Annotated in this window: 13 protein-coding genes; 9 read left to right on the forward strand and 4 right to left on the reverse strand. The window is 55.1% G+C overall.

Translation table 11 applies throughout. From position 1 onward, the window contains the following. Positions 1-1,361: murein biosynthesis integral membrane protein MurJ (murJ, locus tag IGS51_RS11640; RefSeq protein WP_297078548.1), on the reverse strand; the 1,361-nt coding region annotated here is incomplete at its 3' end. A gap of 329 nt (positions 1,362-1,690) precedes the next feature. On the opposite strand from murJ, the gene IGS51_RS11645 reads away from it, so the two are divergent. From IGS51_RS11645 to IGS51_RS11685, 9 genes are all read left to right on the forward strand, one after another. After that, positions 1,691-2,896: a bifunctional 2-polyprenyl-6-hydroxyphenol methylase/3-demethylubiquinol 3-O-methyltransferase UbiG gene (locus tag IGS51_RS11645; protein WP_297078549.1), complete on the forward strand. Its 1,206-nt coding sequence runs from the start codon at positions 1,691-1,693 to the stop codon at positions 2,894-2,896. Positions 2,897-3,099: 203 nt separating this feature from the next. Beyond that, positions 3,100-3,564 (forward strand): ATP synthase subunit I, encoded by a 465-nt coding sequence (locus IGS51_RS11650; protein WP_297078550.1) that lies wholly within the window; start codon positions 3,100-3,102, stop codon positions 3,562-3,564. 57 nt (positions 3,565-3,621) lie between these two features. After that, a complete protein-coding gene (gene atpB, locus IGS51_RS11655; protein WP_068515974.1) occupies positions 3,622-4,374 on the forward strand; it encodes a F0F1 ATP synthase subunit A in 753 nt (250 codons plus the stop codon). Positions 4,375-4,554: 180 nt separating this feature from the next. Beyond that, the gene (gene atpE, locus IGS51_RS11660) at positions 4,555-4,800 is read left to right on the forward strand and encodes an ATP synthase F0 subunit C (protein ID WP_172354853.1); all 246 of its coding nucleotides are present in this window, start codon (positions 4,555-4,557) and stop codon (positions 4,798-4,800) included. A 206-nt stretch (positions 4,801-5,006) separates the two neighbouring features. Further along, positions 5,007-5,483 (forward strand): F0F1 ATP synthase subunit B', encoded by a 477-nt coding sequence (locus tag IGS51_RS11665; RefSeq protein ID WP_172354851.1) that lies wholly within the window; start codon positions 5,007-5,009, stop codon positions 5,481-5,483. A gap of 133 nt (positions 5,484-5,616) precedes the next feature. Continuing rightward, the gene (locus tag IGS51_RS11670) at positions 5,617-6,162 is read left to right on the forward strand and encodes a F0F1 ATP synthase subunit B (RefSeq protein ID WP_297078551.1); all 546 of its coding nucleotides are present in this window, start codon (positions 5,617-5,619) and stop codon (positions 6,160-6,162) included. 4 nt (positions 6,163-6,166) lie between these two features. Then, positions 6,167-6,724, forward strand: coding sequence for an ATP synthase F1 subunit delta (atpH, locus tag IGS51_RS11675; RefSeq protein ID WP_297078552.1), 558 nt, complete (start codon positions 6,167-6,169; stop codon positions 6,722-6,724). Between the two features lie 121 nt (positions 6,725-6,845). After that, positions 6,846-8,366 (forward strand): F0F1 ATP synthase subunit alpha, encoded by a 1,521-nt coding sequence (gene atpA / locus IGS51_RS11680; RefSeq protein WP_172354845.1) that lies wholly within the window; start codon positions 6,846-6,848, stop codon positions 8,364-8,366. A gap of 112 nt (positions 8,367-8,478) precedes the next feature. Then, positions 8,479-9,429, forward strand: a complete 951-nt coding sequence (locus tag IGS51_RS11685; RefSeq protein ID WP_297078553.1) for a F0F1 ATP synthase subunit gamma — start codon at positions 8,479-8,481, stop codon at positions 9,427-9,429. A 109-nt stretch (positions 9,430-9,538) separates the two neighbouring features. Here the strand turns inward: IGS51_RS11685 and IGS51_RS11690 are convergent, their stop codons facing one another. The 3 genes from IGS51_RS11690 to IGS51_RS11700 form a co-directional block, all read right to left on the reverse strand. Beyond that, positions 9,539-10,366: a hypothetical protein gene (locus tag IGS51_RS11690; RefSeq protein ID WP_297078554.1), complete on the reverse strand. Its 828-nt coding sequence runs from the start codon at positions 10,364-10,366 to the stop codon at positions 9,539-9,541. Between the two features lie 596 nt (positions 10,367-10,962). Beyond that, on the reverse strand, positions 10,963-12,027 hold the full coding sequence (locus IGS51_RS11695; RefSeq protein WP_297078555.1) for a TrkA family potassium uptake protein: 1,065 nt from the start codon (positions 12,025-12,027) through the stop codon (positions 10,963-10,965). 197 nt (positions 12,028-12,224) lie between these two features. Further along, positions 12,225-13,220, reverse strand: a 996-nt coding sequence (locus IGS51_RS11700; protein WP_297078556.1) for a cobaltochelatase subunit CobN, incomplete at its 5' end; no start/stop codon positions are given.

The raw sequence follows: 13,220 nt of genomic DNA on the forward strand, positions 1-13,220 counted from the left end.
ATCGAAATCAGGTTCACGCCGACGGTCGCCAGCACCAGCCCCACCGCGCCATAGGGACGCACTAGCAAAAAGTCCAGCAGCGCGTTTAAGAAGATATTGGCAATGCTAATGCGGAAGGGCGTGAGGCTGTCTTCCAGGGCATAAAACACGCGCACCAGCACGTCGCGCCCCAGATACACAAACATGCCGACGGAATAGGCCATCAGCACGGTAGCGGTGAGCAGCGAGTCTTCGGGGCGGAAGGCATAGCGCTCGTAGACCACCCGCGAAATGGGGACGGCCAGCACGATCATCAGGGCGCTGATGGGCAGCATGGTCAGAGCCGTGGTGATCAGTCCCTGACGGATGCGGAGCTTGAGGTCGGGCCAGTCCTGCGGCGCGGTGAGGCGAGAAAACACGGGCAGCAGCGGCACCAGGATGACGTTTGACAAAATGCCTAGGGGGGTCAGCGCCAGCAGCCCTGCATAGCCCATTGCCGAAACGGCCGCCGCCGCGTTGGGAATAAAGGACGCGAAAAACAGATCCGTCCATACGTTAATCTGCATCATGCCCGAAGAAAACGTCGCCGGGCCCATGACGTTGATCACTTCGCGCACGGCCGGATCGTTGAAGTTGAACCGGGGTCGCAGCGTGCCCAATCCGGATTTCCACTGGGCGGGTAGCTGCACCAGCCATTGCAGCAGCGCTCCGGCTAGGGTAGACCAGGCCAGCACCGCGCCGCCCAGCATGGCGTATTGCGGATCAGAAATGCGATCGCCCAGATACCACGCCAGTCCCCCCAACCCCAGCAGCACCGTGACGCTGCTAAACAGCGGGCTGATGGACGGCAGCCAGTATTGATTGGCCGCATTCAACGCGCCAAAGCCGATGCCCACCAGCCCCGCCAGCACCGCCATCGGAGCCATAATCTTGAACTGCTGAATGGCAATGTCTCGCGTCTGCTGGAGCGTGGCATAGGTTTCCGGCGACATCCCCTCCCGCGCCGCATCGGCCGCCGAGAGAAACAGACCCGGAGCCACCAAGCTCATCATTGGCTCTGCAAACGCAATTAAGCCCACCGTCACCAGCAGCAAAATGCTGACCACCAGCGTCGTGATTCCTTCCACAATCGGCGCGACTTCTTCTTGCTTGCGCTTCGACAAGACGCTGACAATCGCACTGTGAAAGGGTCCGTTGATCCCGCCCAGCAAAATCAGCAAAAAGCCCGGAATTACATAGGCAAAGTTGAATGCGCCAAACACGGGGCCCGTGCCAAAGGCGGCGGCGATCGCCTGCTGGCGAAACAAGCCAAACACCTTGCTCAGCAGCGTAGCAATGGCAACAATTCCAGCGATTCCGGCAAGTGAGCGGGCTTTGGACACAGGTTTAGAGGGATTGGGGGTATTGGTTTATCGAAAGCGAGGCAGAAAAAAGGCTTGAACAGAAGAAGGTCAAGCCGCTCTTGCTCCTCTTCTCCCAAGTCAGGAGAAGGGGCTGGGGGATGAGGGCAGATTGAAAGTTGCACATCGCGTAGAGAAGACAATCAAGACCTGGCTCCCGTTCCTCGCGCCGCGCTCTCTCCTTGTATCTTAAGAGGCAAGCGGTAACCCAATTCGCCTCATCCCCAGTCTTCGGGTTCAAACGATTCCCCCCCTCCCACACCCCCAACCCCCTATAATTCGGATTGCCCTTCCTATCCAATTCCTCTTCTATGTCCGATTCTCAGGCTGTGAGCGCGGCGGTTGCGCGGCTATATGACACCTATCCGTTTCCCCCAGAGCCGCTGCTGGATGAACCGCCACCGGGTTATAACTGGCGCTGGAACTGGCTAGCAGCCTACAGCTTTTGCACCGGACGCAGACCCGCACGGCAGGATATTCGGATTTTGGATGCGGGCTGTGGGACGGGCGTGGGGACGGAATATCTGGTGCATCTAAATCCGCAAGCGCAGGTGACGGGGATTGACCTGAGCGCGGGGGCGCTGTCGGTGGCGCAGGAGCGGTGTCGGCGGTCTGGGGCCGATCGCGCGACCTTTCACCACCGGAGTTTGTACGATGCGGATCAGCTACCGGGCGAGTTTGACCTGATTAACTGCGTCGGCGTGCTGCACCACCTGCCTGACCCGATTCGCGGGATTCAGGCATTGGCGAAAAAGCTGGCTCCCGGCGGCATGATGCACATTTTTGTCTATGGGGAATTGGGGCGCTGGGAAATCAAGCTGATGCAGCAGGCGATCGCCCTCCTCCAGCAAGATCGCCGAGGCGACTATGCCGACGGCGTGCAGCTAGGGCGAGCCATCTTTGCCAGCCTGCCCGAAAACAACCGCCTGGTGCGGCGCGAACAGGAGCGCTGGTCGCTGGAAAACCAAAAAGATGAGTGCTTTGCCGATATGTACGTGCATCCGCAGGAAATCGACTACAACATCGACACCCTGTTTGAACTCATCGACGCATCGGGGCTGGAATTCTTGGGCTTCTCAAACCCTCGCGTGTGGGATCTGGAGCGACTGCTGGGCAAGTCGCCGGAGTTGATGCAGCGAGCCGAAGGTCTGGGCGATCGCCAGCGTTACCGCCTGATCGAACTGCTCGATCCCGACACCATCACCCACTACGAGTTCTTTTTGGGTCGGCCGCCGTTAGAACATTACGACTGGTCATCGGATGCCGACCTGCTCAGCGCCATTCCCACCCTCAGCCCCTGCATCGACGGCTGGGATAGTCGCTGCGTGTTTAACTACGACTACCAGATCATCAACCTCAGCGAGGCCGAGTGGGGCTTTCTCAAGGCTTGTGAGAAGAATGACGGAAGGGCGATCGCCCAAATCCTGCAAGACCAGCCGTTGCCCCTAGACAGCGTTCGCAACCTCCAGCGCCAACAACTGCTGCTGCTAACCCCAGCAGCCCGAACCCCAAGCTGACCCTCCAGGATCTTCAGTTGCAAAAGCCTTCTAAAATCTTTTCAAAGCATCCTGTTTAGAAATTCCATAGGAATTGAATGATTTTGAATCACCGTCATTAAGTATTGTTACCCTGCGATGATATGATTAGAGACGGTTCATCACTGCGTTGGCAATGATGCACTGATGACTCCAAAAGACCTATCTGGACTCGGTTCTCAATCGTGACCACGCCAGATCTCCCACCCGAAACCAATACGAACGCTCCGGCTGATCCTGCTGCTCCAGAGAGCAACGACTCCTCTGCCGCCCTGTCAGCCCGGCCCGATGCATCCATGCAGGAATATTACAAGCTTCAGAACCATCTGCTGCTAACAACGCTTGTCATGGCTGCGGTCATTTTTAGTTCTGTGTGGGCAGCCTACTCCCTGAATATTGCTCTCAATTACCTGATTGGAGCGTGCACAGGTGTGGTTTACTTGAGAATGTTGGCTAGAAACGTTGAGCAGCTAGGCCGAGAAAAGGGACGAATTGGAAACACTCGTCTCGTTCTCTTGGTGGGTTTGATTCTGATTGCTTCTCGCTGGAATCAGCTTCAAATTATGCCTATTTTTTTAGGCTTCCTGACCTATAAAGCTGCGGTCATTTTCTATATGTTGCGGACATCTATCCTCCCCTCACAGGGATAGGTTTAGATATCCTAGCATCCCTCCAGTTAATTCGGGCAAGCCATTTTCATGGAAACGTTGCTTTCTCTTAACGTCTTCAATGCCTTTCCGCTTGCTGAGCTAGAAGTCGGCAAACACTTCTATTGGCAGTTAGGAAATCTAAAGCTGCATGGGCAGGTGTTCCTCACCTCGTGGTTTGTAATCGGCCTTTTGGTGCTGGTCACGTTCCTGGCAAGCCGTAATATCCAGCGCGTTCCCTCTGGGCTACAAAACCTAATGGAATACGGGCTAGAGTTCATTCGCGATCTGGCGAAAAACCAGATTGGTGAAAAGGAATATCGCCCCTGGGTTCCGTTTGTGGGCACGCTGTTTCTGTTCATCTTCGTGAGCAACTGGTCGGGTGCGCTGGTTCCCTGGAAGCTCTTCAAGCTGCCAGAGGGTGAACTGGGTGCGCCGACTGCCGATATCAACACCACGGTTGCGCTGGCGCTGCTGACCTCGCTGGCCTATTTCTACGCAGGGTTTAGCCGTAAGGGATTGGGCTATTTTGGCAACTACGTGCAGCCTGTGCCGTTTATGCTGCCGTTCAAGATTATTGAAGATTTCACCAAGCCGCTCTCCCTCAGCTTCCGACTTTTCGGAAATATCTTGGCGGATGAGCTGGTGGTGGGTGTGCTGGTTCTCCTGGTGCCGCTGTTTGTGCCGTTGCCCGTGATGGCGCTTGGCCTCTTTACGAGTGCAATTCAGGCGCTCATCTTTGCGACGCTGGCGGCAGCCTACATCGGCGAGGCAATGGAGGATCACCACGGTGAAGGGCATGAGGAGCACTAGCATCCTCAGTTGGGGTGTGTGAATTCCCCGTTCATGCGACTCGATTGCAGCAGTCGTCAGTGCAATCGACGGTCGTTGTGTGAGGTGTGCGATCGCCTTTACATGGGCTGATTTTGCAAGCCGGATCACGCATTTGCTGACGTGTTTCTCGTTCTGTAATTTTTAGGGAAGGAAAACATCATGGATCCGATTATTTCTGCTGCTTCGGTTGTGGCTGCTGCGCTGGCTGTAGGTCTGGCGGCGATCGGCCCTGGCATTGGTCAAGGGAATGCCGCTGGTCAGGCAGTTGAAGGGATTGCTCGTCAGCCCGAAGCAGAGGGCAAGATTCGCGGTACGCTGCTGCTGAGCTTGGCGTTCATGGAAGCGCTGACGATCTACGGTCTGGTGGTGGCGCTGGTGCTGCTGTTTGCCAACCCCTTTGCCTAAGAGGTGGGCCGTGTGGCTGGGGTGCAGAGCATTTCAGCCACAGGCTTGCTTGGACTTGAGTGTCTTGGACTTGAGTGTATTGTTGTCGGGCGATCGCGCTCGAGCCGGGTATCCAACTTTGGGCAACGCTCCTCGACGGCGCTTTCGACGTTAGGGCAAATGGTCTGGTTAGTAGAACCCCAAAAAGTTAGTCGGGGCGAATGAATATGGTTTATTGGACATTCTTACTGGCTGAAGAGGGCGGCGGTGGTCTGTTTGACCTGGATGCCACGCTGCCGCTGATGGCGCTTCAGTTTATGCTGCTGGTTGCAGTACTCAACGTCACTTTTTACAAGCCGTTGGGAAAGGCACTGGATGACCGCGAGGGCTACATCCGCGCCAATCAATCGGAAGCGAAGGAGCGTCTGGCAAAAGCAGAGGCGCTGGCTAAGCAGTATGAGACCGAGGCAGCCGAGGTTCGTCGCCAGTCGATCGCAATTGTCTCAGCGGCTGAGGCAGATGCTCAGAAGATCGCAGCTCAAAAGATTGCCGAAGCCCAGCAGATTGCTCAGGCTCAGCGAGAGCAGGCGCAAAAGGATTTAGATGCTCAAAAGGCTGCGGCATTGCAGTCCTTAGAGCAGCAGGTGGATGAATTGAGCCGTCAGATTTTGGAAAAGGTGACGGGTGGCGTTGCGCTTGGCTAGCGCTGACGGGGCAAGCCGCTGGGTCGCAGCGTTTTCTGGTGTTGTGCTAGTTGACGTTGCTCTTCGGTTGGCTTTCCAGAGACCTGTTTTGAACTCGTGAATCAATCAAAGACGCAGATTCGGGCATTCACAGATGGAGATACTAGGGAGTTTGTTGGCGATCGCCGCAACAGCGGGAGAAGCGGCTGAAGAGGGCGGCTTTGGGCTGAATTTTGACCTGCTAGACACAAACCTGATTAACCTCGCCATCATCATTGGTGTCTTGGTGTATTTTGGTCGCGGCTTTTTAGGGAAAACGCTGAGCGATCGGCGGGCGAAAATCGAAGCTTCGATCAAGGAAGCAGAGCAGCGCAAGCAGGAAGCCGCCGCTCTCCTGGCAGAGCAGCAGCAAAAGCTGGCACAGGCTCAAGAAGAGGCGGCTCGTATTCGCTCAGAAGCAGAGGCTCAGGCAGCCGCAGTGAGTGCCGCAATTCTAGAGCAGGCGACGCAGGATGTGGCTCGAATGCAGGCGGCGGCGGATCAGGATGTCGCCGCAGAAGAGCAGCGCGTTGTGAACGAACTGCGTCAGCGAGTGGCAGCGCTTGCGCTCCAGCAGGTCGAGGCAAGGTTGAAAGGCGGACTGAGCGAAAATGCCCAGCAGCAGTTAATCGATCGCGGCATTGCGGCATTGGGAGGTTAGCGAAATGAGAGATTCAATTACAGCATCCGAAGTCTCGGAGCCTTATGCACAGGCTTTGATGTCGCTTGCCAAATCCAGTGATTTGATTGACCGCTTTGGTGAAGATGTCGCATTCTTGCGATCGCTCCTGGCCGAATCAGAAGAACTTCAGCAAGTCCTGGCAAACCCGCTGATTAAGCCTGATGCCAAGAAAGGCATTTTGCGCCAGCTTGCATCAGAGCAGGTTCATCCCTATACGCTCAACTTTCTGTTTCTGCTGGTGGATCGGGGTCGAATTCTGTTCTTAGACAACATTTGCAAGCAGTATCAGGCGCTCCTGCGCGAACTGAAGCAAGCCGTTCTGGCGGAGGTCAGTGCGCCTGTTGAATTGACCGAAGCCCAGCAAGAAGCAGTTCGCAATAAGGTCAAAGAGCTAACGGGTGCCCAGCAAGTTGATCTGGAAACTCGCATCAATCCTGACCTGATTGGTGGAGTTGTGATTAAGGTGGGTTCTCAAGTGTATGACACAAGCCTGCGGGGTCAACTGCGACGTATCGGACTGAAGCTAATGGGTTCTAGCTAGGAAGCACCCCCGGACAACTGGCTGCCTTTACTGGTTCCCCTTGATCCATAAAGAATTTATTACTTTCATCCCGACGGGTATTACAACCTGATCCCCCACCGTTTAACTGGAGAAAAACGCAATGGTAGCAATTAGACCAGACGAAATTAGCAGCATTATTCGCCAGCAAATCGAGCAATACGACCAGCAAGTTAAGGTTTCCAACGTGGGAACCGTGTTGCAGGTCGGCGACGGCATTGCCCGCGTCTATGGATTAGAGAACGTTATGGCCAGCGAACTGCTGGAATTTGAAGACGGCACGATTGGTCTGGCGCTGAACCTGGAAGAAGACAGTGTGGGTGCTGTGCTGATGGGCGAAGGTCTGAATATTCAGGAGGGCAGCACTGTACGCTCAACGGGTCGAGTCGCCTCGATTCCTGTTGGGGAAGCCTATCTGGGTCGTGTGGTCGATGCGCTGGCACGTCCGATTGACGGTAAGGGGGAGATTGCCGCGACTGATTCTCGCCTGCTGGAATCTCCTGCACCCGGTATTGTGCAGCGGAAATCGGTGTACGAGCCGATGCAGACCGGGATTACGGCGATCGATGCCATGATTCCAATTGGTCGGGGTCAGCGTGAGCTAATCATTGGTGACCGTCAGACGGGCAAAACTGCCGTTGCGCTGGACACCATCCTGAACCAGAAGGGCGGAGACGTGATCTGCGTCTACGTTGCGGTGGGTCAGAAGGCTTCGACGGTGGCTCAGGTGGTAGATGCGCTCCAGTCTCGCGGTGCGCTGGAATACACCATCGTTGTGGCGGCAAACGCCAGCGACCCCGCTCCGCTGCAATACCTGGCTCCCTACACGGGCGCAACCCTGGCGGAGTATTTCATGTACAAGGGTAAGCATACGCTGGTGGTGTATGACGACCTTTCAAAACAAGCCCAGGCCTATCGCCAGATGTCGCTGCTGCTGCGTCGCCCGCCCGGACGGGAAGCCTACCCTGGCGATGTGTTTTATCTCCACTCACGCCTGCTAGAGCGGGCTGCAAAGCTCAGCCCTGAACTGGGTGAGGGCAGCATGACGGCGCTGCCAATCGTGGAAACCCAAGCGGGTGATGTGTCGGCCTATATTCCAACGAACGTCATTTCGATTACGGACGGACAAATCTTCCTGTCTTCTGACCTGTTTAACTCAGGTCTGCGTCCGGCGGTGAACGCAGGGATTTCGGTGTCTCGCGTGGGATCTGCGGCGCAGACCAAGGCGATGAAGAAAGTCGCGGGTAAGGTGAAGCTGGAACTGGCTCAGTTTGCTGAACTGGAAGCCTTTACTCAGTTTGCGTCTGACCTCGACAAAGCGACCCAGGATCAGCTAGCACGGGGTCAGCGCCTGCGGGAACTGCTGAAGCAGCCGCAGTATTCGCCGCTGTCGGTGGCAGAGCAGGTGGCTGTGATTTACTCCGGGATTAACGGCTATCTGGATGATATTCCGGTGGAAAAGGTGACTGCGTTCACCAAGGGGCTGCGCGACTATTTGAAGACCAGCAAGGCCAAGTACATCGAAATCGTCCAAGGGCAAAAGGTGCTGACGGATGAGGCAGAAGGACTGCTGAAAGAGGCGATCGCCGAATATAAGCAAACCTTCCTGGCAGGTCTGAAGTAGGGATGAGGTGTCTGGGGTTAGGTGTCAGGAATCTGCATGGGTTTGTTTTTCTGACCCCTAACCTCTCCTCTTCGACTCAATCCCCCAACCCCTAACTCCTAACCTCTTAACTATGGCAAACCTTAAGGCAATTCGCGATCGCATTCAGTCGGTCAAGAATACCAAGAAAATCACAGAGGCGATGCGCCTGGTGGCTTCTGCAAAAGTGCGCCGCGCCCAAGAGCAGGTAATCGCGACTCGTCCCTTTGCCGATCGGCTGGCGCAAGTGCTATATGGCTTGCAGGCGCGGATGCAGTTTGAAGATGTCGATCTGCCGCTGCTAAAGTCGCGGGAGGTGCAGACCGTTGGGCTGCTGGTGATTTCGGGCGATCGCGGTCTATGTGGCGGCTACAACAGCAACATCATCAAGCGGGCCGAAGCTCGCGCCCGTGAGCTACAGGCTGAGGGTCTAAACTATCGCTTCGTCCTGGTTGGACGGAAAGCGCTGCAATACTTCCAGCGCCGAAATCAGCCCATTGATGCTAGTTTTTCGGGACTAGAGCAAATCCCAACGGCGGCAGAAGCTGCCAAGATTTCTGATGAGGTGTTGTCGCTGTTTCTGTCGGAAACCGTGGATCGAGTCGAGCTGATTTACACCAAGTTCGTGTCGCTGGTCAGTTCTCGCCCGGTGATTCAAACCTTGCTGCCGCTTGATCCCCAAGGTCTGGAAACCCCCGATGACGAAATCTTTCGCCTGACGACTCGTGGCGGTGAGTTTGCAGTGGAGCGGGAAAAGGTAACTGCACCAGATGCGCGTTCTTTCCCGCAGGACATGATCTTTGAGCAAGATCCGGTGCAGATTCTGAACGCCCTGCTGCCTTTGTATCTGAATAACCAATTGCTGCGGGCGCTACAAGAATCGGCGGCGAGTGAACTTGCGGCCCGAATGACGGCAATGAACAATGCCAGCGACAACGCCAGCGAACTGATGAAGACGCTGACGCTGACTTATAACAAGGCGCGTCAGGCGGCAATCACTCAGGAAATTCTTGAGGTGGTGGCAGGCGCAAACGCCTTGCAGTAGCTCAAAGAACTGAGGACGACAGCGAAAACAAGAGAAGAACAGCAATTTTCCGTGGGCGTGTATGCTATGTGCGCCCACGGAAAACTGTTTTATGGAACTCTTGATAGGTTTACAGAATCGGATGGGCAATCACGGGACAGTTGATCGTTGCCCGCGTAGGTCGCAGTCCGTAAAGCCACGCATTGCCTGGCCCCTCCGGGTTGATGTAGGCGCTTGTGACCATGCCAGATTTGATCAATCCCTCCAGGTCTTCAAACGAGGTGATGCGTCTGACTTTGTTTTCGGCGATCGCCCGATCAGTCCACATGCTCACATGGGCATCCCACAGCGGACTGTAGTTGTTGGAAGCTGAGGGATCATCGTTGGACGGAGCGTAGGGAAACACATTGATTGGGTCGATGCCATTGTTTGCTAAAGAGGAGGCAAACCCCTGATGTTCACCTGTATCCGTACTGATAATGCCATTGAGGACGGGCGAAAATCCCAATAGCGCAGATTGGTCAGAGGGCAGTGACTTGCCAAAGGCGGGGATGTTGGCCAGCGCTGGCGCAAAAACGCCCTTTTCTAGCACCGAGGGAACATCTGCGGAGACATCCGTCACCAGATGATAGAAGTACTGCCGTCCGCCCTGAAACCCGTCCAGGATGGACATCGTAGCGGTTCGCTTTTCAAGGTCAATATCGACCAGGCGATCATGGCTGCCAGAGGTGTTGTGAACCATTTGAGCATTCAGCACCACGTTGCTGGGCAGCACTGCCATTGACGACCATTGTGCATCGGCGATCGCCCCAGGATTGGCCACCTTGGGCGGAAATGGATACGGGCTGCCGGGTTCTACCGCATAAGTAGGTGAGAAATCGACATTACCTCGAAACCGAATAATTCCGTTTTCAAGAGTTACTGGTTGTGCGCCCGACGTGCCAATTACATTCTTCATTTTGGGTGCAAAATTGATGCCCAATTTTTTAGCCACCTCAAAATCAGAAGCCTCAGTCAGAATGTAATAAACAGATTCTCCTTGGGGTGAAAGCCCTCGATAAAGCGGCAATGTAACAGTTGCTTTGTCGGGCGTAAAATCAACTGCTAATGCGCTTTTCAAATACACATTGTCGCTCGGTTTAAACCTGACAGCCGTGCTTTCAGAATAGCTCGGACGACCCGATTCTCTTGCGGCAGAAGCCAGCAAAGCCTCTGCCTCAGATAATCCCGATGATGTGTTTGCAAAGCTAATTGAGACTGACGTAATCAGCGCTAGCAAAAAGCCTGCTAGCACTGCCCATTTTTTACTAATCCTCATCGTGTTAGTGTTTCCTGTGAAACAACATAACAACCATCTCATTGATCTCTGAAGCTTATCTGAGTGCTGGTTTAGAGGCTGATGGGTTCATAAAAAACGTTAGATTTTCTTAAGAAAGATAGTCCAAATTGAATCAGGAAATTCGGGGCGATCGCCCCCAGATATTGCATTAAATTGCATTAAAACATCGCATCAAATCGCTTAATCAACGTCTCTCTCATTCCGAATGTGGCAGCCTAAAGCTTTGCGCCACGATAGCGAATCTGGCGCTTGAGCGATAGTTCTTCAGCCAGCTTGGGCATGTCGCCCTTGTGTCCCATCACAATCACCGTGTCATCTTCATGCAGCACAACGGTAGAACCGGGATTCATGATCAGGGTTCCGTCTGCACGTCGCAGCGCCACGATCAGATAGGTTCGGCCGATCTGCCCGTGCCCCCGCACTTCCAAGTCTTTTACAAAGCTGCCAATCAGGGCAGAACCGCGAGACACCCGCAACTCGTCAAGCTGCATGTCCAGATTTCCCAGCAGTTCATTCAGGGTGCTGCTGCCGTCGTTGTGGTTCAGCAGGTCGAGGGAGGCGGGGTGTGTGATCATCTGAGACATTCGCATCGCGCAGATGGTGGCGGGCAGCACGACATGGTTTGCCCCAGCGAGGCGGAGTTTGCGCTCGGTGCTGGGATATTCTCCCCGCGCTAAAATAGACAGAGCCGGGTTCATGCCCCGCGATGTCAGCGTGATGAACACATTTGCCGCATCGTCTGGCAGCACGGTCGCCAAGTATCTGGCTCGCCGAATCCCTGCTAGCTCTAGCACTTCTTCATCGGTTGCGTTGCCGCTGATGACCAGATAGCTCATTTCCTGCGCTTCGATCACGCGCCCTGCGTCGTTATCAATTATGACGAAGGGCTTTTGTTTGTCGCTGAGTTCCCGCGCCAGGATTTGCCCCATTCGCCCAAAGCCGCAAATAATAGTGTGATTTTCGAGGGTTTCAATGGCTTTTAACATGCGTCTGACTCCCAGCGCCCGATTGATTTCTCCCTCGGTAATCATCTGCACAATCCCCCCTACGGCGTAGACTGCTGAGGACGTACCACCGATAATCACCAGCATGGTAAACAAGCGCAGGGCTGGCGTTGTAATTGGATTGACTTCGCCAAAGCCAACGCCAAAGACCGTGATGACCACCTGATAAATCGCGTCTAGAAATGTCCAGCCTGCAACCATATATCCGGCAGTTGCCACGATGATTGTGATCAGGAACAAGACCGCGCCCGTGAGAACCCGGCGGAAGGGAGTCATTGTGTTTGGGGAGGGCTGGCAAAAAATTAGAGAGCTTGCCTGTATAGTAGCGCTTTCAAATCGGCTCGAAGCGTAATGCACATGGCAACGTTCGAGAACTGTGCATCACTTTTCCTTCGTGAAATGTTTCCTTCGTGAAATGCCGCTTTTCGTGACTGTGAGTTTTGTATAGGATTTTGCGTGAGATTTTGTGAGATCTATAGGCGGGATTCGATGTGGGCTTCAGACTGGAGGGCGATCGCCCTCAATCTGTTTAGCATGTCCTCCGGAACCTGGGTCCACAGACCCCGCTGGTGTGCTTCCAGCAGCCGCTCGGCCATGTCGCGCAGCGCCCAGGGATTTTTTTCTTGCACAAACGCCTGCACGGTTTTGTCTAGCATATAGGCCTGCGCCACGCCTTCATACATGTAGTCTGCCACGCAGCGGGTCGTCGCGTCGTAGGCAAACAGATAATCCACCGTCGCCGCCATTTCAAACGCGCCCTTGTAGCCGTGGCGCATCACGCCCTCGATCCACTTGGGGTTGACCACGCGAGAGCGGTAGACGCGGGCGATTTCTTCTCGCAATGTGCGGATTTTGGGATTTTCGGGCAGCGCGTGATCGCCAAAATAGACCTGTGGCGATCGCCCGGTGAGGGCGCGGGCAGCCACCGTCATGCCGCCCTGAAACTGGTAGTAATCGTCAGAGTCGAGCAGGTCGTGTTCGCGGTTGTCCTGGTTGTGCAGTACGATTTGCAGGGATTTCAGGCGCGACTCAAAGGCTTCTGGTGCAGATTTGCCTTCGCCCCGCCCCGTGTAGGCGTAGCTGCTCCAGTTGATGTAGGCGCGGGCCAGGTCGGCTTCGGTCGTCCAGTTTTGCGCCTCGATTAGCCCTTGCAGTCCTGCCCCATAAGCTCCGGGCTTGGAGCCAAAAATGCGATAGCGCGATCGCCCTTCTGCCTGTTCTGGAGTCAGCCCTGCTGCCTGCCACTGGGTCGCCTCCTGCCGCACCCGCGCTGCCAAGGGATTGTCTGCGGGCGGCTCATCTAGTTGGGACACCGCCGTCACCGCTTGGTGAAACAGGTCGATTAGATTGGGAAAGGCATCGCGAAAAAAGCCAGAAATTCGCAGCGTTACATCCACCCGCGGCCGACCCAGCAGAGACACAGGCAGAATTTCAAAATCCACCACGCGCCGAGACGCGCCATCCCACAC

The organism is Thermoleptolyngbya sp. M55_K2018_002, from assembly GCF_015295965.1.
Lineage (GTDB): Bacteria > Cyanobacteriota > Cyanobacteriia > Elainellales > Elainellaceae > Thermoleptolyngbya > Thermoleptolyngbya sichuanensis.